Source organism: Brevibacillus sp. SKDU10, assembly GCF_001645205.1.
Lineage (GTDB): Bacteria > Bacillota > Bacilli > Brevibacillales > Brevibacillaceae > Brevibacillus_B > Brevibacillus_B halotolerans.
The window spans coordinates 45,039-70,431 of record NZ_LSSO01000146.1; the positions used below are offsets into that span (position 1 = coordinate 45,039).

The 25,393-nt window shown below is 41.8% G+C and carries 23 protein-coding genes; 6 read left to right on the forward strand and 17 right to left on the reverse strand.

What is annotated here, in order from left to right; all coding sequences use genetic code 11:
- Positions 1–66: 66 nt before the first annotated feature.
- Genes AYJ08_RS10110 through AYJ08_RS10135 form a run of 6 tightly spaced genes read right to left on the reverse strand, consistent with a single transcriptional unit; the run spans position 67 to position 4,983 of the window.
- Positions 67–468, reverse strand: coding sequence for a hypothetical protein (locus AYJ08_RS10110; RefSeq protein ID WP_064017616.1), 402 nt, complete (start codon positions 466–468; stop codon positions 67–69).
- A gap of 30 nt (positions 469–498) precedes the next feature.
- The gene (locus AYJ08_RS10115) at positions 499–684 is read right to left on the reverse strand and encodes a hypothetical protein (protein ID WP_064017617.1); all 186 of its coding nucleotides are present in this window, start codon (positions 682–684) and stop codon (positions 499–501) included.
- Entirely contained in the window at positions 674–1,204 is a 531-nt protein-coding gene (locus AYJ08_RS10120) for a QcrA and Rieske domain-containing protein (RefSeq protein WP_031415424.1), read from the reverse strand. Before AYJ08_RS10120 ends, AYJ08_RS10115 begins: the two co-directional genes overlap by 11 nt.
- Positions 1,205–1,222: 18 nt before the next feature.
- Positions 1,223–1,789 (reverse strand): 4Fe-4S dicluster domain-containing protein, encoded by a 567-nt coding sequence (locus AYJ08_RS10125; protein ID WP_003336142.1) that lies wholly within the window; start codon positions 1,787–1,789, stop codon positions 1,223–1,225.
- Positions 1,782–3,956: a molybdopterin oxidoreductase family protein gene (locus AYJ08_RS10130; protein WP_064017618.1), complete on the reverse strand. Its 2,175-nt coding sequence runs from the start codon at positions 3,954–3,956 to the stop codon at positions 1,782–1,784. The genes AYJ08_RS10125 and AYJ08_RS10130 overlap by 8 nt, the downstream gene beginning before the upstream one ends.
- Positions 3,943–4,983, reverse strand: a complete 1,041-nt coding sequence (locus tag AYJ08_RS10135; protein ID WP_064017619.1) for a hypothetical protein — start codon at positions 4,981–4,983, stop codon at positions 3,943–3,945. The genes AYJ08_RS10130 and AYJ08_RS10135 overlap by 14 nt, the downstream gene beginning before the upstream one ends.
- Positions 4,984–5,203: 220 nt before the next feature.
- Here AYJ08_RS10135 and AYJ08_RS10140 point away from each other — a divergent pair, with 220 nt between their 5' ends.
- Entirely contained in the window at positions 5,204–5,911 is a 708-nt protein-coding gene (locus tag AYJ08_RS10140) for a Crp/Fnr family transcriptional regulator (protein ID WP_064017620.1), read from the forward strand.
- Between the two features lie 59 nt (positions 5,912–5,970).
- Here the strand turns inward: AYJ08_RS10140 and AYJ08_RS10145 are convergent, their stop codons facing one another.
- The 3 genes from AYJ08_RS10145 to AYJ08_RS10155 form a co-directional block, all read right to left on the reverse strand.
- Positions 5,971–7,263 carry a NarK family nitrate/nitrite MFS transporter gene (locus AYJ08_RS10145; protein WP_064017621.1) on the reverse strand — a complete coding sequence of 431 codons (1,293 nt, stop codon included), beginning with the start codon at positions 7,261–7,263 and terminating at the stop codon, positions 5,971–5,973.
- A 272-nt stretch (positions 7,264–7,535) separates the two neighbouring features.
- Entirely contained in the window at positions 7,536–8,630 is a 1,095-nt protein-coding gene (locus AYJ08_RS10150) for a TIGR04053 family radical SAM/SPASM domain-containing protein (protein WP_064017622.1), read from the reverse strand.
- Positions 8,631–8,658: 28 nt separating this feature from the next.
- A complete protein-coding gene (locus AYJ08_RS10155) occupies positions 8,659–9,177 on the reverse strand; it encodes a hemerythrin domain-containing protein (RefSeq protein WP_031415435.1) in 519 nt (172 codons plus the stop codon).
- A gap of 132 nt (positions 9,178–9,309) precedes the next feature.
- On the opposite strand from AYJ08_RS10155, the gene AYJ08_RS10160 reads away from it, so the two are divergent.
- The gene (locus tag AYJ08_RS10160) at positions 9,310–10,488 is read left to right on the forward strand and encodes a radical SAM protein (RefSeq protein ID WP_231929080.1); all 1,179 of its coding nucleotides are present in this window, start codon (positions 9,310–9,312) and stop codon (positions 10,486–10,488) included.
- Positions 10,489–10,532: 44 nt separating this feature from the next.
- Here the strand turns inward: AYJ08_RS10160 and AYJ08_RS10165 are convergent, their stop codons facing one another.
- Complete coding sequence (locus tag AYJ08_RS10165) at positions 10,533–12,173, reverse strand: MDR family MFS transporter (RefSeq protein ID WP_064017654.1); 1,641 nt, start codon at positions 12,171–12,173, stop codon at positions 10,533–10,535.
- A gap of 154 nt (positions 12,174–12,327) precedes the next feature.
- Here AYJ08_RS10165 and AYJ08_RS10170 point away from each other — a divergent pair, with 154 nt between their 5' ends.
- Positions 12,328–13,605, forward strand: coding sequence for a glycoside hydrolase family 18 protein (locus tag AYJ08_RS10170; RefSeq protein WP_064017624.1), 1,278 nt, complete (start codon positions 12,328–12,330; stop codon positions 13,603–13,605).
- A 646-nt stretch (positions 13,606–14,251) separates the two neighbouring features.
- Positions 14,252–14,482, forward strand: a complete 231-nt coding sequence (locus AYJ08_RS23510) for a hypothetical protein (RefSeq protein ID WP_157452848.1) — start codon at positions 14,252–14,254, stop codon at positions 14,480–14,482.
- Between the two features lie 147 nt (positions 14,483–14,629).
- On the opposite strand, the gene AYJ08_RS10175 is transcribed toward AYJ08_RS23510, so the two are convergent.
- Positions 14,630–15,082, reverse strand: coding sequence for a C40 family peptidase (locus AYJ08_RS10175; protein ID WP_064017625.1), 453 nt, complete (start codon positions 15,080–15,082; stop codon positions 14,630–14,632).
- Between the two features lie 190 nt (positions 15,083–15,272).
- On the opposite strand from AYJ08_RS10175, the gene AYJ08_RS10180 reads away from it, so the two are divergent.
- Both AYJ08_RS10180 and AYJ08_RS10185 read left to right on the forward strand, forming a co-directional pair.
- Positions 15,273–15,965 carry a response regulator transcription factor gene (locus AYJ08_RS10180; RefSeq protein ID WP_064017626.1) on the forward strand — a complete coding sequence of 231 codons (693 nt, stop codon included), beginning with the start codon at positions 15,273–15,275 and terminating at the stop codon, positions 15,963–15,965.
- Positions 15,966–17,330: a sensor histidine kinase gene (locus tag AYJ08_RS10185; RefSeq protein WP_064017627.1), complete on the forward strand. Its 1,365-nt coding sequence runs from the start codon at positions 15,966–15,968 to the stop codon at positions 17,328–17,330.
- Positions 17,331–17,511: 181 nt separating this feature from the next.
- On the opposite strand, the gene AYJ08_RS10190 is transcribed toward AYJ08_RS10185, so the two are convergent.
- The 6 genes from AYJ08_RS10190 to AYJ08_RS10215 form a co-directional block, all read right to left on the reverse strand.
- Positions 17,512–17,943 (reverse strand): CHRD domain-containing protein, encoded by a 432-nt coding sequence (locus tag AYJ08_RS10190; protein ID WP_064017628.1) that lies wholly within the window; start codon positions 17,941–17,943, stop codon positions 17,512–17,514.
- 455 nt (positions 17,944–18,398) lie between these two features.
- On the reverse strand, positions 18,399–19,178 hold the full coding sequence (gene yidC, locus AYJ08_RS10195) for a membrane protein insertase YidC (protein WP_064017629.1): 780 nt from the start codon (positions 19,176–19,178) through the stop codon (positions 18,399–18,401).
- Positions 19,179–19,207: 29 nt separating this feature from the next.
- Positions 19,208–19,495 (reverse strand): hypothetical protein, encoded by a 288-nt coding sequence (locus AYJ08_RS10200; protein ID WP_064017630.1) that lies wholly within the window; start codon positions 19,493–19,495, stop codon positions 19,208–19,210.
- A gap of 170 nt (positions 19,496–19,665) precedes the next feature.
- Positions 19,666–20,481, reverse strand: coding sequence for a divergent polysaccharide deacetylase family protein (locus tag AYJ08_RS10205; RefSeq protein WP_064017631.1), 816 nt, complete (start codon positions 20,479–20,481; stop codon positions 19,666–19,668).
- Between the two features lie 76 nt (positions 20,482–20,557).
- A complete protein-coding gene (locus AYJ08_RS10210) occupies positions 20,558–22,636 on the reverse strand; it encodes a glycoside hydrolase family 3 protein (RefSeq protein ID WP_064017632.1) in 2,079 nt (692 codons plus the stop codon).
- 26 nt (positions 22,637–22,662) lie between these two features.
- Complete coding sequence (locus tag AYJ08_RS10215; RefSeq protein WP_064017655.1) at positions 22,663–25,071, reverse strand: exo-beta-N-acetylmuramidase NamZ domain-containing protein; 2,409 nt, start codon at positions 25,069–25,071, stop codon at positions 22,663–22,665.
- Between the last annotated feature and the right edge of the window lie 322 nt (positions 25,072–25,393).

Genomic DNA, 25,393 nt, shown 5'->3' on the forward strand with positions numbered 1-25,393 from the left:
ATGAGCTTCCATCATTTTTAGAGGAACGGGATAAATTTTACCCTTTATCGAAAAGCTATAAGTATCTTAAATAGTAGGTCTGTGAAACATAATTTGATAGATTAATTGACGCTCACTATCATTTATCTGAAGCATGGTATGTTGTTCATCATTCCTCTGATCATTCTCCCAATCCTTACAGCATTCCGGCTTTTCTTGGTTATTCTGTTGCACCTGTGCCGCCAACTGCTTTAAGCTAATCCCAACTCCAACCGCAGGAATGGCGATAAACTGACAGGAATTAAAATGCAAACGAACCATGGTATCATTTTCAATCAATTCCCATTTAGCCAAATGACGATGAATCGGAGGTGCCACCTCTTTTTCTGCATCCTCGGCAACATCAATGATCTGAATCTCCATAGCGCAATTCACAAAATCAGGCAGTATTTTTTGCAAAAACGAACCAGCCTGCTTTTCTGCGTTCATCGTCACTTCTCCTTTCCAATCATCCCTCAACTATCGGCGTTTATCAAGTAAATAGATTAAGAAGGCCACCGGTACACAAATGATAGCCAGGCCGCTAAATACCAACACCTCCAAATAACGCTGGGCATAAAACATATCGACGCACAGTTGCACAAACGTAATACTCACCAACAAAAGCAAGCTCATGCAAACAACTCTCCATTGGCTAGATTTCATATGGCTTCACTCCTGTCGCATAAATGGCTCCACCTTCAATTTTGAGCTTAATTTCGGGTAAAGCACGTTTAGGTGGGCCAGCGATCGGATCTCCTGTCATAACGCTAAATTTACCATGATGGCACGGACATAATAATTCTTGTTGCTCCTTATTCCAAAACACAGGGCATTTCAAATGAGGACAGGAATTCTGATAAGCTCTATATTCGTCCTTCCCTATACGTACCAGCAATGCTGGATCATGCTTGCTCGGATAAGCAAAATTGACTGCTTCGCCGATCCCGATCTGAGCTACATCCGCTATCTTTAGCAGGTTATCTTCCTGCTTAGGCGCAAGCCCAAGCAGCTCACGGGCAGCCAGTGTTCCCCAGGGTAATGAGGCTACGGCAAATACTCCTACAGCTCCTGCCATCGTTTTCATGAATCCCCGGCGATCCAACTTGCGTTCATTATCTCGATGAATATTATGTGTATAGTTATCATCCTGCTTTGGGACTATCATTTTTCGTTTATTTTCCATATCGTATGACACCCTCCCTTAGAATAGCTTCTGTTTTCCTTGTAAGATGCCAGGCAGACTGATCTTGACATTCGTTTCCCCTTCTAAGGCCCCAAGCATGCTGGCGGTCCATTTACCGTTGGCCAGCTTTACCTGAGAATCCTTCTGGGCTAGCTCTTCTTCTGTTAGCCATTGCAATGTATTGGTAGGACAAACAGAAGCACACATAGGAGGAATCCCGTCCTTTGATCGATCGTAGCAAAGATCGCATTTGTACATCAGGTTCTGTTCTTCATCAAATTTGGGGATACCATACGGACAAGCAATCGTACAGTTTTGACAGCCTATGCATTTTTCTACTAAAGCTGATAAAACCGCTCCATTATCGGCTATCTGAATCGCTTGAGCAGGACAACTTCTGGCACAAGCCGGATTAACACAGTGCAGGCACATTAGTGGAATCGTCTGACGACTGACAAACGGGTCGGTCTCCAACACATAGTTGCGATTGCGCATATCATGGCCACCACACTGCGTACAGGCCGCTAGACAGCTCCGGCACCCGATGCAATTTTCCATTTCAATATATAAAGTGTGCTTAGCCATGGCATTTCCCTCCCTTGTCTAGCTTGACGATCTCCGCTGCACATGCCTTAAATTCTGGCATCCGACTATAAGGATCAAGCGCTGGATTCGTAAGCAGGTTAATAGATTCGTCCTTTCCCCAATGGTAGGGTACAAAAACAGTATCAGGTCGAATCGCTTCAATAATTTTCACCTTGTACTTCGCTTGACCGCGGCGGGTTTTTAATACAACAACCTCATCATGCTTGATGCCATATGCCTCTGCTGTTTCAGGATGAACCTCTAGCAATGGATCGGGATACATTTCTTTCAAAAAAGGAATCCGGCGTGTCTGATTACCAGACAGATAATGAAAGACTACACGTCCTGTAGTTAAGCGTAAAGGATATTCCTTGCATGGCTCTTCTGCTGGCGGGCGATAAGGCAGAGCACAAATCTTCGCCTTGCCATCAGGATGATAAAATTGTTTGTCTAAAAACAAATGCGGCTGTCCTTGATCCTCATCTGATGTACAAGGCCAGAAAACGCCATTATTTTGTTCAATTTTTTCATACGTAATGCCCGAATAATCTGCAACAGCGCCCCGAGACAGCTCCGTTAACTCAGTAAATATATCGCGCGGAGATTGTAAATGCCAAAAATATTCTCCCCGTCCCATACGTTTGGCAATTTCAATTTGAATCCACCAATCAGGCTTAGATTCCGCATACCAGTCTTGAGCTTGTTTGTGACGAATCACACGTCCTTCAAGATTAGTGGTCGTGCCTTCATCCTCTGCCCATGTTGTAGTTGGTAAAATCACATCTGCATATTCAGCTGATTCCGATAAATAAAAATCCACACAAACCATAAAATCAAGTTGCTTAAGTGCTGACCGTACATGATGCTGGTTAGGCGCACTTACCGCGGGATTAGAACATAACAAATAGAGAGAACGGATGGTTTTATCCAGCATCAGTTGGAACATTTCGTAGGCAGATACCCCTTTTTTCGGCATCTCACAAACAGGTACCCCCCAACGCTCTGCTACTAGCTTTACATCCTCGGGATTATCCATTTTACGATAGCCCGGTAATTGGTCCGCTTTCTGTCCGTGTTCACGTCCACCTTGTCCGTTACCTTGGCCAGTTAATGTTGCTACCCCTGATTTGGGGCGTCCAATTTTTCCTGTTACTAACGCCATATTTGTATACGCTGATACATTATCTGTTCCTTTCGATTGCTGTTCCACACCCCGACAGAACATAACGATCGCATTTGGAGCCTTCCCATAAATCTCGGCAGCACGAATGATTTTCTGTATGTCACATCCTGTAATCTCACTCACATATTCTGGCGTAAAGTCCTTTACCAATTCCTTTGTTTCCTCAAAGCCATTTGTGTGGTTTTTCACAAATTCTTCATCGACATACCCTTTTTCAATCAGCAGATGAACAATTCCATTTGCTAAGGCTAAATCGGTCCCTGGACGAATATCTAAATGAATATCAGCTCGTCGTGCCAACGGTGTTTCACGTGGATCGACGACAATTAGGTATCCCCCTCGATTCTGAACCTCCCAAATACGAAACATGCTCGTGGGATGGCACTCCGCGGCATTTGATCCCGTGATAAACAAACAATCCGTCTGATGAATATCTGTCCATGGAATCGTGGAGCCTCGATCAATTCCCAGGCTACGATTTAAGCCTGCAGCCGCTGATGACATGCAAAAGCGACCATTGTAGTCAATATAGCGTGTTTGTAAAGCAATCCGAGCAAATTTCCCGGTTAAATAACATTTTTCATTGGTCATGGAAACCCCAGAGTAAACGGACAAAGTATCCTTTCCATACTTTTCTTGCAGTTCCTGATACTTTCGGACAATAAGGTCTAAGGCTTCGTCCCAGCTAGCTTCTCGAAAGCCTTCTGATGTTCCTTTTAACGCTGCATTATCACGAATTAACGGACGTTTGATCCGATCAGGATGATTCACCTGCTGATAAGCTGTTGTTCCTTTCGGACACAGCTTGCCTAGATTAATGGGAAAATCGTAGCGAGGTTCTACCCCGATGATCTTGTTAGAGGCAATGTCCACTCGCAATTTCATGCCACATTGCATGCCGCAATAGCTACAGTGAGTATCAACAAGCCTTTCACCTGGATGAATTTTGTTGGGAATCTGTTTTTGAAATTTATCCGTTGGCATGCTGGTTGCCCTCCTCCTTCAAAGTGTGATGTGTTGGTTTGCCTGTAAACCGGAACATCCGATATTTGCGGCGACATGGCAGGCAAAGCTCTGCTAAGTGAAAGCCCTCCTGCATTTCAAATGCCATTTGATTTTTTTGCAGCACCTCGATAACGTCGTTCGATTGCTCTACGGAGACGAATTCTGCCCCGCATAGCTTACAGGTTTTCATCGATTGTTCACTGTAATGAAGTCGATAATTGCGTGCAAACACACTCATTGGACGGAATGGCACATGCGCAAGCTTACCAAATGGCAGATAAATTAACGTAATAATTACAAAGAACTGATGAATCATTTTTAATACGGGATGACCAAAGCCCGCCAAAAAGACATTAGACGCGGTTAAGAATAGACCTGTGACACTAATAGCCATTAATAAATATAGCGGTAAAAAATCATAAACAAAGCTTTGTTCCGCACGAGCTTGCATATCCTTATACCGACGATACAAGGCCATTGAAACACCAGCAATCACCATAAAGGCGCTAATGTTTAAAGCATTAAAAAAACAATAAGCTAAGATTCCATCTGCCTGAATCGTCATCAAATCAATTCCCATAAATACAACCGTGTACATTCCGTTTATCGGCATCGTAAAATACATCCAGCCAAAAACAAGCGGGAAGGTTACGAAAGCGGCAAGCATACAGCCCCATCCTATCAGGATATGCTGAGTCCAACGATACCAATGGCGATTCCAAATGAAGCGATACGTTACCAGTTGTTCGGTAGCTGTTTTAGGGCTATTTTTACGAAAAAGTAATTTTATCCCCTTTTTAATGATAAGCTTAGTAGGTGGACGTTCTGCCCACGCGCCAAATCGATATAAAAATCCGCCAATAAACACGATTGTGCCAACCATATACCCATATAAGGCTAAATCCATATGTGTAAATGATCTTGAGCCTACATATGATAAGAAAAACAGCACCAAGATAATGCAAAAGGCTCTCTTGGCGAATTTGGATGCAAAAGCACGATCCATGATCTACTACCCCCCTGTAATTTTTAGTTTTTTTGCCCTATTTTTTCTTTTATTGGTGATGATCGATTGTCATTGTACTTAATTCATTTCTTGCTCATTGTGATGAGCATCACTTATTCCTGCACAAATTTTTAACATTATGAAATAGTGCCTTTCATTTCTAGTTATTCATCGCTATAATAAAACGCAAGAAAACGTCAATTTGCATGGAGGTCTCGTTGTGGGCAATCAAGGATTTACATTCATTCAACAAGTCTCCCCTGACTTTACCCAGCGTCTAAAAGAGATTTCTATTTCTAAAAAATTTGCTGCTGGCTCCGTGCTTTTTATGGATGGAGACAAGGCTGATCATTTATACCTGATTGAATCCGGACAATTGAAACTGACCAAGACGACGACGGACGGAAAAGAATTAACTTTGCAAGTCTTCAGCGATGGAGAACTAGTAGGGGTGCCCGGATTGTTCGAAGAGAACTTAAGCTACAACACTACCGCCAGCATGTTGCAAGCTGGTGAAGTCAACATTATCCCCCGCCAATCCTTAGAACGCCTTCTCTTGAAAAATGGGATATTCTGTGCTGAGTTTTTGCGGTGGATGGGTATCATGAATCGCCGTATCCAATCCAAATTCCGTGATTTGTTGTTAAATGGCAAAATCGGAGCACTATACTCCACGCTTATCCGGCTGAGTAACAGCTACGGAGAACCACATGAAAAAGGGATTTACATTACGCTTGCTCTTACTAATCGAGATTTAGCTCAATTCATTGGGCTGACCAGAGAAAGCGTAAACCGCATGCTGTCTGATTTAAAGAAACAAGATGTCATCGAGCAAAATTCCCAAGGAAATATTTTAATTAAGGACCTTACCTTTTTAAAAGATGCCATCTGCTGTGATGATTGTCCCAATGAAATATGTCAGATTTAAAAGAGAGTCTTGGTCACTGGCAACCAAGACTCTTTTGTTGAATCAAACCGGGTTATACTCTAGCACTTTATCTCGGCATTTTTACGTGCATAGAAGTGCCACAGCAGAATCAAAGCTACTGCATAAAACACCAAGAACCCATATAAAGCAATATCTGGGGCACCCGTAGCCTTAATCGACATACTAAATGATTTGGGAATAAAGAATTGCCCGTATGCCGCAATAGCCGATGTAAAGCCGATGACTGGCGCCGCTTCCTTTGGCGGAAAGATCGCAGGCATCATACGTGTAACGGAACCATTGCATATCCCCGTCGTAAAGAAAATCACGATGAAACAGGCGAAAAATGCCCAGAACTCTTTAGCATTCATGAAGTAGATAACACCAGCCGTAGCAGCGATCAGCAAAATCACATTGTAGAGAGTTACCCTTGCCCCGCCAAGCTTATCTGCCAGCATACCTCCAACCGGCCGAACTAATGCTCCTAATAAAGGACCAATAAAGGCATATTGCAACGGATTTACATCAGGAAACTGGTGCTGCGTTAGCAATGGAAATGCTGTTGCAAAGCCGATAAAGGACCCGAAGCTCATCGTGTAGAGAAACGAACAAATCCACATATGCTTGCGTTTAAAAATAACCAATTGATCTTTAATCGATTGCTTCATCGGAAGATTATTCATTCCAAACATAGCTGCAATTGTAGTCAGTAAAATCGGAATTACCCAAATAAATCCAGCATTTTGTAACCATAATTGCGTTGTATCACTTGATTGTGGCCCGCCAGCAATATTTCCAAATACGCTAATCCCAATTACGATTGGTACTAGAAATTGTGCTACACTTACACCAAGATTCCCAAGTCCCGCGTTTAATCCCAAAGCAGAGCCTTTCTTCGCTTGTGGAAAAAAGAAACTAATATTTGCCATGGAAGAAGCGAAATTACCACCACCAAAGCCGCACAAAATGGCGAGCAATGCCATTGTCTCATAGGAGGTAGACGGATCTTGTACAGCAAATCCAATCCAAATGGCTGGAATTAACAACGAAGCTGTACTGCATACGGTCCAATTACGCCCCCCAAAGATTGGAACGACAAAGGCATATAAAATACGCAGTGTAGCACCTGAGAGACCTGGAAGAGCAGCTAAGCTAAATAGCTCATCTGCTGTAAATTGAAACCCGACTTTATTCAGATTCACAGCAACAACCGACCAAATGGACCAAATACTAAAAGCAAGTAAAAGGGCTGGAATAGATATCCAAAGGTTGCGGTTGGCCACTTTTTTGCCTGTAGATTCCCAAAATTCCGGATTCTCAGGCTCCCATTTCATTACTCCTTTTGTTGACATAGGTTACCTCCTCTAGTAAGTTCAAACGCTCAACCTATGTTTTTAAACGAAATTGAACTTTTTTATATATACAACCTTTTTTACATCAAAATCATACCCAACTCTTATACAGCGCTTTGTGATTTTAATCACATGGATTTGCTTTTTCACATTTTGTACAAAAATATATTAATATAGAAAAAATTAAAAATGACAAGCAAAAAAAGCAAGCCATGTCAACCTAACATTTCTTGCTTCTTTTCCAATGTTCTATTTATGGTCATTTTGTTGTGTTAAAAGTGGCCCAATTGATTTTGTCCATAGCCTTCTTCCCATTTTGGCGGAATATACATGCATGAAGGATCGCTTGCCAAATAATCCTTTGTCATGGCATAAGCACGGGCGCGTGATCCGCCACATACCTGATTGAAGCTACAGACGCCGCATTTACCCGAATAGCCATCCGGGTAGCGTAACGATTGAAAGACTGCATGATTGCGATATAAATCAGCCAAAGGTGTTTGGCGTACATTTCCGCAATTAATTGGTAAAAATCCGCTTGGCTGAACATCCCCTACATGAGAAATAAACACAAAGCCTTTGCCGTCCGTAACTCCTCCAGCTGAACGTCCTAAGTGATCCATTCTTTTAACTTTCTCAGATTGGGTATTCATGCCCTTTTGTGTTGCAAAGTACAGTGCTCGCCGGTAGGCAGGGGCTGCTGTTGTTTTGATGCTGTAGCTAGCAGTCTGACTCTTCTCGATCAGCCAGCGATAAATGCGCTCCTGCTCCATTGGGGATACCGCATCACTTGCCTGCCCTCTTCCCGTAGGAATTAAAAAGAAAACACTCCATAGAACTGCGCCCCATTCTTCCACCATCTGGGACATTTCTTCTAGTAAATGCGCATTATAAACAGAAATCGTTGTATTTAATTGAACAGGTAACCCATGTTTTTTCAAAATAGCCAACGATTTTACGGTAATATCATACGAGCCTGGTGTTCCGCGGAAATAATCATGCACCTCTGCGGTAGGACCATCTAGGCTAAAAGCCCAGCGTGATAGCCCAGCCTCTTTTGCTTGTACGATCGCTTTTTCTGTTACACGTGGCGTAGCGCTAGGAGACATAGAGACACGTAATCCAATTTTTACTGCGTAATCGATTAATTCATATAAATCTTCCCGCATTAATGGATCGCCGCCAGTAAAAACAAGAAGAGGATTATCCATTTCTTTGATCTGATCTAACAATTCCTTCCCTTCTTCAGTACTCAGCTCGTCTGGATGACGATTGGGCTGCGCTACGGCGCGACAATGCAAACAACGCAGTGCACATGCACGCGTCACTTCCCAAATCACGATAAAAGGATTCTGGTCGTAATTCATCTAGTTCACTCCATTGGCATGATGGTATCTATTTATAATGTTTGGAGATTGTCTGATACAGGCTATCCTTTTCAGCTAATGTCAGCAGTTGATTGGCCATCGGGTACAATACCCTATCCTCCTTGATTGTATGCTCTTCAAATAGCTCATCAAATTGCTTCAGTAAACAAACCATCGTCGATGTTTTTTGTTCCTGTCGCACACACTGATTCAATTCTACCCCAATTCGATCTGAGATCTCTAATAACCGATCATGTTCTGATTTAATGAGCAGTAATGGCTCCTCTAATGTTGCCAGTCGATTCGTCAACGTAAAAAATAAAATATCGTCCTCCACCATAATGTGCCGACGGAAATCTGTTTGAAGGAATTGAAGGAAACGATGTAAATCTTCATGCAATGCTTCGTTCCATTTTGTGCCATAACGAATCAGGGACAGAATGTGCTTTAGTTTTCCATCCAGCTCGCTGTGGTCATTGTATAAATAGGAAAGCAAAATGTGTTCATGTTTCTTTTTCATAGCGAAATCGCTCTCGTATTCCAGCATACCAATCCCTCCTTGCTCTTTTTGATTGTAACTAAGTTGGCTATTCCAAGAAGTGATATTCCTCACAAAATCTTTTCCAGCTATTTGCTAGAATTAGGCCGTGAAAGTTTGTACAAAGGCTTAAGGGAGGATATGATGATAGGACTTTCCAGTTTACTTGAAACAACTACGACCTTCGGAGATAAATTGCGATATTCAGAGGCTTCTCGAAACCAAAAAACAGGAACCCATCATGGGCATGGACCCGTTGTTGCTTGGAATATTACAAAAACTTGCAATCTTCATTGCTTACATTGCTACTCCAGCTCCGAAAATAAAAAATATGATGGAGAGCTAAGCACAGAGGAAGCCCACGATGTCATTAATCAGCTAGCAGATATGAAGGTACCCGTTATTCTGTTTTCGGGCGGTGAACCTCTCATTCGACCAGATATTTTTGAGCTAGCCGAGCATGCTATTTCTCGGGGGATTCGAATTACATTCTCAACCAATGGCACGCTTATTGATGAGAAAAAGGCCAAGCGCTTAAAGGACTTAGGTATTAGCTATGTTGGCATAAGCTTGGATGGAATGCAAAAGACGCATGATTTTTTCCGTCAAAAAGAAGGCGCCTTTGATTTAGCCATTCGTGGAATCCGAAACTGTATGGCTGTGGGTCAAAAGGTTGGCCTTCGTTTTACTATGAACAAACACAACATTGAAGCGTTGCCAGATATTTTTGACCTGATTGAAAAAGAGAATATTCCGCGTGTCTGTTTCTATCATCTTGTCTATGCAGGCCGTGGAGGAGTCGAGGATGATATTACTCATCAGCAAACACGTGAGGCTTTAGACTTTATCATCGAAAAAATTCATTATTTCCAAAAATCAGGACTACCTCGCGAAATTTTAACAGTTGACAACCATGCAGATGCAATCTATCTCTACCTAAAAGTAATGGAAACCGATCCTGAGCTAGCAGAACGCATTTGGGAAAAGCTGCAACGTAATGGCGGTAATCGTTCTGGTATCGCTTTCTGCAATATTGATCATCGTGGAATTGTACATCCTGATCAATTTAGTCAAAACATCCCACTTGGAAATCTGCGGGAACAGTCCTTCGCAGAGATATGGCAGGGAGATCATCCTATTCTTCTTGGGTTGCGTGACCGAAAAAGCAAAATTCATGGGCGCTGTGCGACCTGTCAATACTTCTCCGTCTGTAACGGAAACTTCCGGCCTCGCGCACAGGGGTTCTATGGAGATTTCTGGGCATCTGATCCACAATGTTATTTAACAGAGGATGAAATTCACTTGGCCGCATCCGTATAAGGAAAGAAAAAGAGCTTTGCCGTATGCAAAGCTCTTTTCTTTTTCTACTCCTGCTCATTCAATCTCTTTTTGGAATTACTCCCCAATGAAGCTTTTTTGGTAGCTACCTGCCGTGTATCGCCTTCACTACGCAACGGTATTTCTCGTAGAAAAAACGTAAGAAGTAAAGCAAATACAAGCAACCAGGTGGAAGTAAGAAAAACTCCTGCTAATGCATACTGCAAGGCATCTCGTAAATTGGCAATTACATGATTAAACAGCTCGTGCAGCACTGGTGGAAGACTCTTTTCTATTTGATCCAGCCGCTGTAGGTCCAGTAAAATTTGTGGGTTATGCAATGCGCTGATTTTCTGGACAAGTTCTGGCGGAATGTTAGGCAGATGACTAATACCTAATTGTGCCGTCGACTCACTCATTTTTAAGCCGATGCGTACGGAAAGAATGGTTCCCATAATAGCTACGCCAATTGTCCCGCCTAAGGAACGAAATAACTGTGACGCGGCTGTAGCAACTCCTAAATCCTTACTCTTCACTGCATTTTGGACAGTGATCGTAAATAAGGGCATAGCTACTCCCAGCCCTAATCCAAATACAATTAGATTGAACACAATTGAGCTATTCGTAGTTCCTTGATCCATTCGGGCCAGTAAATACATCCCTGCAAGCATGAGCACTAAGCCACCCAAGGCAAATTTCTTATACGTACCTGTCTTCGTCATCAATTGACCGCATACTGCACTCCCCACAACCAAGCTAAGCGTCATAGGCATTGTTAGATAGCTAGAATGAGTAGCCGAATATCCAAGTACCCCCTGAATAAAAAATGGCATGTACATAATTGATGCATACATCCCAGCTCCAACAATAAAGCCAATTACATTTGAGATCGTGAAAATATCATTACGAAATAAATGTAATGGAATAACAGGATTTATCGCTTGCTTTTCAATATAAATAAATAAAAATAATGAAATCACAGTAAAGGCAAACAAACCGAGAATCGTCAGGGACGTCCATTCATATTTTGTGCCCGCCCATGAAAATGCTAGCAGAAAAGGCACCATCGTTGTCGTAATAAGTAGCGAACCCCAGTAATCAACGGTTTGCTTCTCTTTATGAACTGCACGTGGAAACAGCCAATAAATCATTCCAATTGCAATGATTCCAAACGGTAAAAACACCCAAAACACCCAATGCCAATCTGCATTATCAACAATATATCCACCTAGCACAGGTCCAAACACACTAGCTAATCCAAACACCGATGACATTAAGCCTTGCCATCTCCCTCGCTCCCTTGGAGCAAATAGGTCAGCTATGGAGGTAAAAGCCGTGGACATGATTACCCCTGCACCAGCACCCTGAATACCTCGATACAAAATCAGTTCAAAAATATTGTGAGATGTTCCACATAAAAAGGCACCTAAAACAAATACTCCTAATCCGATCAAAATGAAAGGCTTGCGGCCATACATGTCAGAAAGCTTTCCTACTAATATGGTTGCGATGCTTGAGGTGAGCATATAGATCGTAAACACCCAACTGTAATAATCCATGCCACCCAATTTAGCAATAATTTTAGGGAGCGCTGTCCCCACAATTGTTTGATTAATGGAAGCAAACAATAACGCCGACATAATAGCTAGCATAACTGTCACTTTTCGCCTGTAGTCCAATTCCTGCATACATTTCATTCCTTTCTCATTCGCCTCCTTATTGTGCCCTTGTCAAAAAACATGCATCACATCATTCCCTCCAGATACATCCAAGAAAAATAGCACCTAAATTGGCTTCCTCTTGAATATGAGTAGAAGAGATAAACAACAAGGAGGTGGCCTCATGATCATTTATGTTGTCCGACCCGGTGACAGTTTATATCAAATCGCCAATCGTTATAAAACCTCTGTAGAACAAATCGCCAACGATAATGATCTTACGCCCCAACAAACCCTGGTAGTAGGTCAATCGCTAGTAATCGTTACTCCTAAGCAGTACACGGTCCAGCCCGGGGATACTCTTTATGAGATTGCATTAAGATTCAATGTCTCTGTTCAACAATTAGAAGCAGCAAACAATCTTTCTGCTTCAAGGCCAATTTATCCTGGCATGGTTTTAACCATTCCCCAAGCACCTCAGCCCACGATTGAAGTGAATGCCTACATAGAGCCACGCAGAAACATCGCAATGACTGAACAAATTGCTCAAGAATCAGCACCCTATTTAACCTACATTGCCCCATTTAGCTATCAAATCAAGCGAGATGGGAGTCTTACCTCACTGGAGCTGGGCGATCTGCCAAGGATCGCTTCATCAAATGGAGCAACCTTGATGATGGTGATTACAAACATAGAAAATAATCAATTCAGTGCGGAATTAGGTGAGGAAATTCTAAACGATGAGCAAAAACAAAATCGCTTGCTCGATGAAATCATACAGAGAGCGCAAAGATATGGATTTAGTGACATTCATTTTGATATCGAGCACCTTTATCCCAAAGATCGCGAAGCCTATAATCAATTTTTGCGGAAAGCAAGGGATCGTCTCCATGCGAATGGATACATGATATCAACTGCACTTGCCCCGAAAACCAGTGCTACCCAACAAGGTCAATGGTACGAGGCTCATGACTATCGTGCCCATGGAGAGATCGTTGATTTTGTAATTATTATGACCTATGAATGGGGATATAGCGGGGGGCCTCCAATGGCTGTCTCGCCAATCGGACCGGTGCGGCGTGTACTTGAATATGCATTAACTGAGATGCCCGCTACAAAAATTATGATGGGACAAAATTTATATGGCTATGACTGGACACTCCCCTATCGTCCCGGAGGAAGATATGCGAAAGTAGTGAGTCCTAAAGAGGCGGTTAACCTAGCACGACGTTACCAGCAATCCATTCAATACGACCCGGTAGCACAAGCACCGCATTTTCGGTATTTCGATGAACAAGGTCGCGAGCATGAAGTCTGGTTTGAGGATGCACGTTCGATGCGAGCTAAGTTTTCATTATTAAAAGAGTTAAATTTACGAGGAATTAGCTATTGGAGACTAGGCATTCCCTTTAAACAAAACTGGGTGCTTTTGGATCAAACCTTTCAAATTAAAAAATCTTGATGGATCTCCCCCAAAACAATCTGGTGAAACTGTCGTGTCATTTCGACGGTCTCACCCCGTCTAAAACCATGCATAATTTATGCCAGTTTATTAAAAATATATTGCCTACTTAGATCGTTTTCCTTACGATATGAGATGAGATTTACCATTGGGAGTGTTCCTCATGCGAAGAGTAGTTTACGTCTTACTATCATAAGCACGCTAGTTGACCCAGTAGATATTCTCAGCTCTCATACACTAGCAGCTACAATCAATGCTCCCCAGTCACCTGTGCTTACAAGCTTCCAGCAGTGAAAGCGTCTGGTACAGCTCTAAAGGAATTCGTCGATCAACATATTGCAATTGCTTCAAAGAAAGAGGCGATTGAGCTTGTTCTTGGACTTGAGAATTATTATGTCACTCACCTCAAGCTGTGGAAGCCTACCTCTGAACAGCCTTCTATATAAGTAAAGCTGCAAAAGCTCGCGAAGCAGCATAATTCCTTTGACAAGCTTGTCCAACATGATCCTTTGATGCAAAAGCTCCAACAGGAAATAGCACAAGAAGGGTATAAGCTCACTTGGAAGAGTAAAAACATTCTGCCTGCTGTTCCCTATGAGGAATTAGCTGCCTATTATAGCTATTGTCTAATGAGATGCGTTCTTACTTGGCGCTTAAAGCTATCGAATCTCAACAGCCTTTTACCGATGGGCAACGATTGCGATTGTCTTGCCATGAATTATCATTGCGGGTTATTTCAGCAGAAAGATTTTTGCAGACCTACCCAACAAGCCCAAAACGAAACACTGTCTATCCCATGTACCGAGCCTATTTGCTTTGTTATATAAAAGGAATGCCACAAAGTCCTGCTTATGATCATAACTTGGGGATTTTCTAAAACATAGCAGATCCGCTTTCGTCAGAATGCTTCTTTTTCCATGGGTAAAGATCTGATTTTTGCTCTACTGGTCTTTTTCATCGTGTCAAAAAGCTCTCCCGTTGGCCATTATTCGCCTTACGAGAGAGCTTCTTCTGTTTACTTTCTTTATAAGAAACGCGCAGCTTTTTCATAGTGGTCATTCCACCAGCCCTTAGACATGTTGCTGTACTTAACGCCTTCCTTTCCGTATATATGTAGAACCTGATTGTTTCCGGCGTAAATTCCTACGTGACCAATACGGTTAATGGATTTTTTGGGGTATTTCATGGTTTTCTTTGTCGAAAAAAATACGAGATCACCGACTCGCAATTTACATCGAGGAATGGGAGTTCCTTGTTTATATTGGGAGCGTGCCCCACCTGCGCCTAAGTCAATTCCTGCTCCTTCTTTATAAGCCCACATTGTAAAACCAGAGCAATCCATCGTTGTCTTTTCTTTACGGCTAGAACAATATTTGTATGGTATCCCCAAATATTGTTCGGCTGTTGCAATAATATTTCGACCAATTATACAATCGGTAGGCTGATTATTCCTTTTCCATGTTACTTTTTTTCTCATCTGTCATCCTCCCGTGAAATGAAATATTTCCTCGCAATACATTTCTTACAAATCTTCTCTGGAACGAAAAGAGAATTTAAGATTTTCGTGAGAATTGGTAAAAGGGGGATCAATTGGTTACACTACAACAGATATACCTGTTTTGAAGCAACAGCTTTACATACAAAGCGGGGGGGGGGGTGACAGCAGCATGAGTCCGACAGATAGCAAAGGGAGCTTTCTCTTAGTTGAAGATGAAAAAAATCTTGCACGTTATTTACAATTGGAATTAATGAATGAAGGATATAAAGTAGAGATTTGTTATGATGGGGAGATCGGGCTTGAAAAAGCATTACATAATGAATACGATCTCATTCTGTTGGATGTCATGATTCCCCAAATCTCCGGTATTGAAGTGTGTCGGCGTATTCGAGATACAGGAAGTGAGGTACCGATCATCATGCTTACGGCACGTAATGAGGTTCAGGATATTGTAGCTGGACTAGACAGTGGTGCTAATGATTATTTAACTAAGCCCTTTGCTATCGAGGAGTTATTTGCTCGTATCCGTGCTAATCTTCGCCCGGTTGTTTCCAAGAATCAGGAAATACTAAACATCGGCACATTGGAAATCCAAGTACAGAACCGGCGTGTATTCCGTGATACAAAGGAAATTTTATTAACCCCACGAGAATTTGATTTATTGCTGTACTTAGCTAATCATCAAGGTCAAGCTTTAACCCGCGAACAATTATTGACGGCAGTTTGGGGATTCGACTTTATGGGCAATACCAATGTAGTCGATGTGTATATCCGCTATCTACGCAATAAGATTGAACGAAAACGAGCCAAAAAATTAATCCATACCATTCGTGGAGTTGGCTACAGTTTACGGGTGGAATAAATGCTAAAACAAGTAACTAGACGCCTGCCAACTTCTTTAACTTGGCGATTAACCGTCATTTTAACCACTGCAATGACTCTGTTTTTGTTATTTATGAATTTGTTTGTCTACATTTCTACTAGTAATTTGGTTTATCAATATGAACAAAAGCAATTGCAAAAGAAGGTTGTGACAATTTTAAATGAGTTGCAAAAAGCTACTTTGGGTCATAAAACCACTAACCTTCAAGTTGTAAAGGATGTACTGTTGAAATATGCTGATGTTCATCAAGCGATTCTATTAGAAACCTCCACTGACAAAACCCTAGCATCTGTGATTGGTACTGGCTGGACAGAAGAAGACTTAGGTAATCAAGAAAATGTAATTAGCTCAATGCAAACGGTTCAATTACCTGGTTTTCCAGATGTCCTTTTGCTAACCATCATTCAGGATAATGAACAACTCCGTCCCATTTTTCGCATCCTGATCCAAATTCTGTGCTGGTCTGCTGTCGCTACCTTTATCATTTCAGCCATCGGTGTCTATCAATTGACCCAAATTGGATTACAGCCGTTAACCCAACTGATTGAGCAAATTCGTAAAAAAGAAGCTGAGGATTTACGCTCACGCCTTCCCGTCATCACAAATGATGCTGAAATCAAAGATTTAGTCCTAGCTTTCAACTCTCTATTGGATCGTGTAGAGGATGCCTTCAGTAAGCAACAACAATTTATTGCAGATGCATCTCATGAATTTAAAACGCCACTTTCTATCATCGAAGGCTATGCACGCCTTTTGCAACGCTGGGGAAAGCATAATCCCGAGGTAAGGGATGAGGCGCTTTCTGCCATGCTTCAAGAATGCTCGCGTCTTTTTGAGTTGATTGAAGATCTACTATCGCTTGCTAAATTACAAGATAACCCCTCTAAGGAAGCCTTATTTGCCACACAGGATATGGTTCCTTTGTTAGAAGAAATCCGTACAACATGGACAACGCTATTTCCTAAACACCTTTCGCTTTACTTTTCATGGGATGCACCATTAACATTACCTATGAATACAGGTAAAATCCGTCAACTTTTTGATATTTTATTAGATAATGCCAAAAAATACACAGAGGAGGGCTTTGTTGAAGTCCATGTCTTTTCCACTGACGCCTGGGTCGAGATACATATAAAAGACACTGGTGTGGGAATTCCTGATACAGAACTTGCAAATGTATTTCAACGGTTTTATCGAGTAGATAAATCTCGGACTCGTGAAAAAGGTGGCAGTGGATTAGGTTTATCAATCGCCAAATCAATTGTTGATTTACATCATGGACGAATTGAGATGCGAAGAACGCCTACAGGTGGAACTGAGGTAGTCGTTTGGCTCCCCTGTTAAATAAAGAAACTGGTATATGAAAAAGTCGTTTCTTTAACAAAATAGGAAACGACTTTTTCATGCAGGCTAGCAACACCTTCACGCCATTTTTGCTACATTTTTCTACACAAATAGTCGTTTAAGAAGGGCTGTAAAGAATATATTCTGAATTACATCCTGAACATGAGGATGAGTACTTAGCCTAGCATTTACAAATACAAACTTTTTCAACTCTGCGAATCTGACCACGTATTTCCCCACCAGGGTGTTGAGTGGTATGGGCATTTACATAGGTTTCTCCTCTAAGCATCAGTTGAATTAATTCCGCAAGTGTGCTTCCTTGGAGCGGACCAACCAAATCTGCACTAGTAATGGATCCAGTCACAAAGGCATCACATACACTAATCCCACGTTGTACCGGTCCAAAAAGAAATACCACTATCGGCCCATTAACACCTCTAACCCCGATATGAATATGAGCTTGGGTCAAGTTACATAAATCATGTAATGATAAATGGAAATCAAGTCTGCTATTATCTGCACTAAGCTTGAACGTAGCGGTCCCAGAAGCATCTGTGAGAACAGGTGGGACTTCCTCAGAGCCTCGTAGCTTAGTCTTAAATTGTATTGTCATCTCTACACCTCCTTATAATACTTTATTAGAAAGATCAAAAATGGCTTGTATGTTCAACTACTCAAAGGATATAGAATATGTTTTTGTTTTCTTGTACATCTTTTTGAAGGTAAACATGAAATAGTAAGCCCTAGGTAAAATTCGAACTGCCCTCTAACGGTTTTATCCCGTCAGAGAACTCTCATCTGTGCTTCTAATAAAAATGAGAAATAACGCTTTACAAGCATGAATTATCAGACATAATAGAGAACTCTTTGCTTAATCCTACTCTTTCCCAGAACTCTTGTGCATTTGGCAGTTTCGATACAATTCTCATTCCATAACTCTACTACTTCTCCGATAAATATTGCTGTCTACTAGTTCCTATGCTGGTTTTGCTTTAACAGTTTTTATTAAAAAAGAGGACGGTTATCCCTTCAAACTGGACAACTATCCTCTTTCATGATCATTTATATTTATTTTGCACTTGTAGAAGAAGTTAGCGGTACATGATAAACCTTATTTAAAAAATAGGTTTGCACGAGCGAAAATACTCCACCCACGACCCAATATAACGGAAGGGCTGCAGGCAAATTTATTCCTGCCATAAAGATCATAATCGGCATCATGTAATAGAACATTTTCATATTATTAGCTCCCATGGTAGGAGTCATTTTCGTTGACAGAATCGTTTGGAACAGGGTTGTAGCTGCTGCTAGTAAAGGCAAGATATAAAATGGATCGGCATGTCCTAAGTTAAACCACATAAATGAATGGTCAGCAATCTCTGGTGTACGACGAATCGCAAAATAAAATGCCATTAGGATCGGCATCTGAACCAGAGCAGGGAGACAGCCCGCCATTGGATTAACTCCGCTTGCTTTGTACAATTCCATCATTTCCATTTGCATTTTTTGGGCTTGTTTAGGGTCCTGATTGGAATTACTATACTTCTTTTTCAGTTTATCAATCTGCGGTTGCAGCTTTTTCATGGCAGCTCCACTTTTCATTTGCTTCATCATGAGAGGCAATAAAAGTGTTCGAATCAACAGCGTCATAATAACAATCGCTAACCCATAATTCCCATCTGTTACGCTAGCAACATTTTGGATTAACCATGAAAATGGATAAACAAAAAAGTGATCCCAGATACCAGGACTATCTGATGTTATCGGAGCTGTATTGCTACATCCGCTCAGCAATAACACCACAGCACCAAATAAAAATATAGGTAATGATTTACGTACAGCTTTCATGAACAAATCCTCCTCATTGTTTGCAAACTCTATAAACAAACAAGGAGAAGGTTTGGGAGTGTATCATCAGATGACGTGGTTGCTCGCTTCTCTTTTCGCATAGGTACTCGTCGATATAATTTAATAAAAGACGAACGTATTGGCATTGTCACAAACTGTTGACGCCATTCAAAACGTTCTTCGTATTGCATTGACTGACGTTTACCAACGATGTGAGTAAATAATAATTGACAGCATGGAACTACAATTACAGATACCCAGAAGAGCAACCAAACATAAGGTAATGACAAACCAATTAATTCATCCACCACGTGCATCTCACCTCCCTATCTGTACATATATAGCAAGTACAGTTCCTATTGTAACATACTGTCCATCCCTTGTGGGAGATGTTATGAATTGTTACTTTTTATAGGAAGGAAAAGACAATTTTTGATCAAAAAAGCAGCGAATTGCTCACAAATGGGTAACAGTTATAGCTTTTTCTTTATTTTTTCGTTCCCTTGTCTGTCTTTGTTGGTGTCGCTTGTTTTTCTTTTACCATTCTGGATACCTGCATAATTGTGGCTTCTTTTTGTAATTGAGGCAAATAGTTGTGGATTGCTTGAGCAACCTTTTTGCCTCCAGGCCCTACATGGCCGATAGCAATGCATACTTCATTTTGCTTTACTTTTTCACTAATGAGTCTCAGTTGCTTTGTAATATGTGAGGACGTATGCACATCATCTAAAAAGACCATGTTTTCAACATAAGGAACCTGTAAATCGCGAGCGATCTGTCCCACAATGCTTCTATAAGAGGTTTTACTGTCAATGTAAAAAATTCCTCGCTCTTTGCATACCTGTAATACAATCCGCATGATACGTGGGTTTTGGGTAATTTTAGACCCCATATGATTATTCATACCGATTGCGTGCGGAACATCGTCAATCGCTTTGTTCACTCGATCACGGATTTCCTCATCACTTAAGTTAGCCATAAGTGCTCCGGGTCCTAGCCATTTTTTGGCCCCTTTCATTGGTTCCATTGGCATGTGAACAATTACGTCATGTTTCTTTTGATGGGCCATCTCAGCATCTTTTTTTGTACTTGGTAAAAATGGCATGACTGCAATCGTTAATGGAATAGGTAAATTAAGAATTTCCTCTGTTCCCCTCATATTATTGCCAAAATCGTCTATAATGAGGGCCACTTTGCGCATTTTAATGGAATCGGGAATCTTTTGTTCAGAAGCGGTGACTGAGGAACAGACAAAAGCTCCGCAAAGCATCAAGACTATTCCTAGTTTAGAAGCAATCCACATACATAAACCTACCTTTACAACTTTTTGTTAGTATGTGCAACGGCATCCGCTTTCACTCCATTTGAAGACACACCGTTTACAGTCCATGACCGTAGGGATACAAAATGTTGCCTTTTGTATCATAAATTGTAACGGGCAGCTTCCCTTTGGATTCCCCTTGACCAAACAGAATCGCTGCTGTGGCTTGAAAGCTTGCATCTGCATTTCCATATTGCGCCACATACATAGGGACGTTTTGAAAATCAGTAAGCTGATATGGGTTTCGTGTAGAAATCATAATTACTGGCTTTTGCTTCTGGTCAATCAGCTTTTTTATTATTTGATTTACCGGCTGCAAGCCTCCTGCGAATGAGTCTGGTAAAACCATCAATATGTCGGCACGATCTATTTGTTGTTGTTGCTCAGCATTGAGCACATGGGTGAGCTTAATGGCTACTGTATTTTGATGATATTTCTGGATTGCCCTAGTCATTTCACTCGTATATCGCGACCCAATCACCGCTATTCTTTGTCCAGAAGAAGGATGGAGCGGCAGTATCCGATCATTTTTAACCACTGTGATTGATTGCTCAGCGATAGCTCGCTCCACTTGTTTGTGTGCCGGTGAAGTAATTGATTTCTCTGCGATTTGTTGAAGAATTGGAACATGTGGCATCTGTTCCTGGGGAAAGATTCCTCTTCTAATTTTAACTGTTAGGATGCGTTTAACTGCTTCATCCAAACGTTCCTTCTTAATCGTTCCCGACATGACTGCCTTCTGCATTCCTAAACTAACCTTTTCAACATCTGGGGGCATTAAGATAATGTCTGCCCCAGCATTCATTGCACGAATACTGGCATCTACAGTCTCGAAATGCTGTGTAATCCCTCCCATATCCATAGCATCCGTAATAACTAAGCCATCATAACCAAACTCTTTACGCAATAACCCTTGGACGAGCTTAGGTGAGAGCGTAGCTGGTAGATAAATGGATTTGTTCCTTTGATGAGACACTACCCTTGTAGGCTCTAGCTGTGGAAAAGCGATATGAGCGACTAAAACAGAATCTACCCCTCGCTTGATTGCTTGTCGAAATGGAATAAACTCTACTTGCTCCAACTGTTTTTTCCCATACGAAATAACGGGTAACCCAACATGGGAATCTACCGATGTATTGCCATGTCCGGGAAAGTGCTTTGCGCTAGCCACAACTCCCGCATCCTGCATACCTGCAATAAAGGAAGTACCCATTTCGGCTACTAATTGTGGGTTTTCACCATAAGAACGTACCCCAATCACTGGGTTCTTAGAATTATTATTGACGTCTATGGTTGGTGCAAAATCCAAATTAATCCCGAGTGAAAGGAGTTCTTCTGCCATTACTTGTCCAGCCTGATATGCTAGCTTAGGATTTCGTGTTGCACCTAATGCCATATTACCTGGCATATTCGTCCCTTGCTTCAGTCGTGAAACAACTCCGCCTTCCTGATCTGTACCGATAAGTAAGCCAAATTTATGCTGGTTTTTCTGTAGAGCATTTGTCAATTGAACAATTTGTTTGGTCTCATTTAAACTGTCCTTAAATAAAATGATTCCTCCTAGCTGGAGTCTCTTTATCTTATTTGCAATCTCTGGCGTCAACTCCTGAAAAGGTTTGCCGCCATACATACTAAAACTTGGCATTAATGTCTGTCCTACTTTTTCAGCCACGCTCATGGTAGCGAGCATCCGAGAAATAACATCGTATTTGGCCTGTGGCTCAGTAATGACCTTCACACTTTTCTTGTCCGTTTTTTCAAGCACCAATCGGTCATGGTAGGTCCCATCTGACGCTAAAATGACTGTTTGGCCCAATTTATCCTGTATGGTTAAAAGTCCTTCTCTCGTAACGGTTGCTACCTGTGGATTGCTAGAGCTCCAGCTTACATTAGCTTGCACCTTTGATAGATGACCATCGGTATAAGTATGCAACGCTTGTAATTGAATCTGCGTGGCGGGATATGTCTTGGGCGTTTCAGGCAGATTTTGCGCCAACAATAAATCTGTGGGGTGGGTCGTGGACACAGTTGTTGTCCGGATCATATCTGCCCTGTCCCTTGATAAGAAGGGAATGAAAAAACAAGCAAGAAGAATCAAGCTAACTGACGTATAAGCAAAAACATGCTTCCGTTTCATGAATATAGGCCTCCGTCACATGTTGATTACTCCCCTTCTATTGCAGCCAAGGTAGCAATTTTTTGGCGCAACGCATTAAGGGAAGGTTTTTCTCTGGTCGGATGCACTCGATTCGTTAATAACAGCACGATAGACTGTTGTTGTTGATTGATTAACAATGAAGTGCCCGTAAATCCAGTATGTCCCACGCTAGGCGTGACAAAACCATGCCCCATGTACCAGGCTTGATTCCGCTCAAATCCAAGCCCCATTTGTTTCGAGCAAGTGTCTGATAATTGATTCGCGAGCATTTCTTGTACACTCTCAGCCTTAAGTATCCGTTTTCCCCTTGCTTTTCCGTTATGAAGAATCATCGTAGCAAATCGTACTAGATCATCTGCATTGCTAAACAATCCAGCATGTCCAGCCACGCCATCTAAGGCCCAAGCCTTCTCATCATGAACGCTGCCCCAGATGATGTCGCGCTTTGTCCAAGGTTGCTGTTCAGTGGCTACGATTTTCTGCCTATTTACTTTCGGACAAAACCCTGTGTGCTTCATTCCCAATGGTTGAAATAGATTCTCTTGCATATAGTGATCCAGCCGTTTCCCTGTTAGCTGTTCAATCAGATACCCCAGTACAATATAATTGAGATCACTATACACCATTTTTTCACCGGGATGATTCTTGAGATCAAGCATGAGTACAGCCTTCATCCGTTGCTCACGACCACCCGGTATTCTGTACAGCCGCATAGTAGGAGCAAATCCAGAGGTATGAGTCAAAAGCTGCCGAATCGTAATAGCCTGCTTTCCCTTACACGCAAAAGCGGGAAGATAGGCAGCTACTGGCTTATCTAGCTGCAACAGTTGTTTTTCTGCTAATTGCATAATGGACACAGCCGTGAATAGCTTTGTCAGAGAAGCGATATCAAATAAATGTGTTTCCGTCATTTTTATTGGCATTTCTGCTAATTTGCCAGCTTTATTTTGATATAGATAGGCATGTCCATAGGCTTGCTCTATTTTTCTTTTTCCTCTTGTAACAATTGCTACCACGGCACCCGGGATAATCTTGTCTTCAATGGCCTGTTCTATCGCCTGATTCACTTCATCACGCATTCCCTCACCACGTTTCCCTGAACCACTTTCACGATACAGCAGATATTTTTGACGCACCTTTGCAAATGGTTGTAGAGCTACTCTCCATTTTTGAATCATTTGCTGGGGATTATGGGTTAAGGGGAGGTTTCGCTGATCAACTGCTTCCTGCAAGGAGCGCGTGCCTGCCATATAATGAATCCAGCCGTCGTCTCTCCATTTAAAATGCTGGGGATAACGCTTTTTAATAAGATGCAGCAAGGTAAGCCCCGTTAAGGTGCTATGATAAGCTGTTCGATCTGTTACATACAATTGCACACCATGAATGGCTTGTCCCTTATATTTACCGTACATTGGTTCCATATGTGCTTCCCGAATTGCTATCCCAGGAAGATTTGCCCGGACAAGATCTGCTCGCAAGCGATGAGCATGAATAAAAGGTGCACCAATCCATTCAAATGGATGAGTAGTCCCTCTTCCCTCTGAAAGATTGGTTCCTTCTAGCAATCCTGTAGCAGCATATAACCAAGCAGACTCTACTGTGGGTAGATTAGGAGAAGGGGCTACCCATAACAATCCAGTTTGATCCCAAGTCATTTCTCGTTTCCAGCCTTGCATTCGAATTACTCGCAGGTCTGCCTTTCCTCCACGCTTGTTAGGCATAACTTCTTCATTATAAAAGAAAGCAAGTTCCCCCATCGTCATTGCATGGCGCAGAGGAATAGGCATCATTCCGATAAATGAGCTCCACCCCTCCTCCAATAGAGGTCCCTCTATTCTGACCCCGCCTAAGGGATTGGGACGATCTAGCACCATGACTGGCTTATCAGCTAATTTAGCAGCCTCCAATACATAAGCCAATGTAGAAGCATAGGTATAATAGCGTACACCCACATCCTGCAGATCAAACAAAAGAATATCCGTACAAGCAAATAGCATCGCAATCTGTTCTGGTTTCTTTTGATATAGTTCAAATACAGGGATGGAATGTTGTTTTACCTGTGGCGATACAGAAGGAAAAACAGTTGGCTCACCATCCTGCTTTACCCCCCATATTCCATGCTCTGGACCATATAGGGCAACTACGTTTAGACCTTTTTGCTGAAATGCGTCCAAATCAGTAACCAAATCCTTAGTGACTCCAGTCTGATTCGTGATAAGTCCAATCTTCTTGCCATGTAACAGCTCAGGATGTGATAAAAGAACATCAATCCCAGCAAGGACATGCTTTTCCTTTGTTTCATCAGCTAAGATAGAGGAGCTCCTATGAAAGAAGCTGACCCACAAAAGCAAGCAAGCGAGCACACAGACACTTCTGCCCTGAAGACGTAAAGCTCGCATGTTTTGGCTACCCACTTCCATCACCTCGCCTTGTAGTCTGCCCTCAAGGCTGAAATAAATGACAAAAATTAGCTGAAAAGCACACCTGAATGAAAAATAGCTTTTTGGTGTTTTTTCATTCGTATAACAATAACGAATAAGACCTTGGTACTCTTTGATAAATTCGATAAAGTAAGACAATTCGAAAATTAGTTGTGATATAATCTTGCATATATCTTTTAGGAGGCGTTTGTATGAAGTACACAGGAATAATTCGGGCGCAAAAAATTCAAGGGGAAAACGCATAAATTGCCCTGTAACCTGCGCGATTCCCCTTTACTTAGGGAAGGGGCATCTA

Excerpts from the sequence above, each read along its gene's own strand:
- AYJ08_RS10185 (WP_064017627.1), top strand. The coding sequence starts at position 15,966 with ATGCTAAAACAAGTAACTAGACGCCTGCCAACTTCTTTAACTTGGCGA.
- AYJ08_RS10160 (WP_231929080.1), top strand. The coding sequence starts at position 9,310 with ATGATGATAGGACTTTCCAGTTTACTTGAAACAACTACGACCTTCGGA.
- AYJ08_RS10200 (WP_064017630.1), bottom strand. The coding sequence starts at position 19,495 with ATGCACGTGGTGGATGAATTAATTGGTTTGTCATTACCTTATGTTTGG.
- AYJ08_RS10170 (WP_064017624.1), top strand. The coding sequence starts at position 12,328 with ATGATCATTTATGTTGTCCGACCCGGTGACAGTTTATATCAAATCGCC.
- AYJ08_RS10130 (WP_064017618.1), bottom strand. The coding sequence starts at position 3,956 with ATGCCAACGGATAAATTTCAAAAACAGATTCCCAACAAAATTCATCCA.
- AYJ08_RS10150 (WP_064017622.1), bottom strand. The coding sequence starts at position 8,630 with ATGAATTACGACCAGAATCCTTTTATCGTGATTTGGGAAGTGACGCGT.
- AYJ08_RS10155 (WP_031415435.1), bottom strand. The coding sequence starts at position 9,177 with ATGCTGGAATACGAGAGCGATTTCGCTATGAAAAAGAAACATGAACAC.
- yidC (WP_064017629.1), bottom strand. The coding sequence starts at position 19,178 with ATGAAAGCTGTACGTAAATCATTACCTATATTTTTATTTGGTGCTGTG.
- AYJ08_RS10165 (WP_064017654.1), bottom strand. The coding sequence starts at position 12,173 with ATGCAGGAATTGGACTACAGGCGAAAAGTGACAGTTATGCTAGCTATT.
- AYJ08_RS10125 (WP_003336142.1), bottom strand. The coding sequence starts at position 1,789 with ATGGCTAAGCACACTTTATATATTGAAATGGAAAATTGCATCGGGTGC.
- AYJ08_RS10135 (WP_064017619.1), bottom strand. The coding sequence starts at position 4,983 with ATGGATCGTGCTTTTGCATCCAAATTCGCCAAGAGAGCCTTTTGCATT.
- AYJ08_RS10175 (WP_064017625.1), bottom strand. The coding sequence starts at position 15,082 with ATGAGAAAAAAAGTAACATGGAAAAGGAATAATCAGCCTACCGATTGT.
- AYJ08_RS10180 (WP_064017626.1), top strand. The coding sequence starts at position 15,273 with ATGAGTCCGACAGATAGCAAAGGGAGCTTTCTCTTAGTTGAAGATGAA.
- AYJ08_RS10190 (WP_064017628.1), bottom strand. The coding sequence starts at position 17,943 with ATGACAATACAATTTAAGACTAAGCTACGAGGCTCTGAGGAAGTCCCA.
- AYJ08_RS10145 (WP_064017621.1), bottom strand. The coding sequence starts at position 7,263 with ATGTCAACAAAAGGAGTAATGAAATGGGAGCCTGAGAATCCGGAATTT.
- AYJ08_RS10110 (WP_064017616.1), bottom strand. The coding sequence starts at position 468 with ATGAACGCAGAAAAGCAGGCTGGTTCGTTTTTGCAAAAAATACTGCCT.
- AYJ08_RS10120 (WP_031415424.1), bottom strand. The coding sequence starts at position 1,204 with ATGGAAAATAAACGAAAAATGATAGTCCCAAAGCAGGATGATAACTAT.
- AYJ08_RS10210 (WP_064017632.1), bottom strand. The coding sequence starts at position 22,636 with ATGAAACGGAAGCATGTTTTTGCTTATACGTCAGTTAGCTTGATTCTT.
- AYJ08_RS10115 (WP_064017617.1), bottom strand. The coding sequence starts at position 684 with ATGAAATCTAGCCAATGGAGAGTTGTTTGCATGAGCTTGCTTTTGTTG.
- AYJ08_RS10205 (WP_064017631.1), bottom strand. The coding sequence starts at position 20,481 with ATGTGGATTGCTTCTAAACTAGGAATAGTCTTGATGCTTTGCGGAGCT.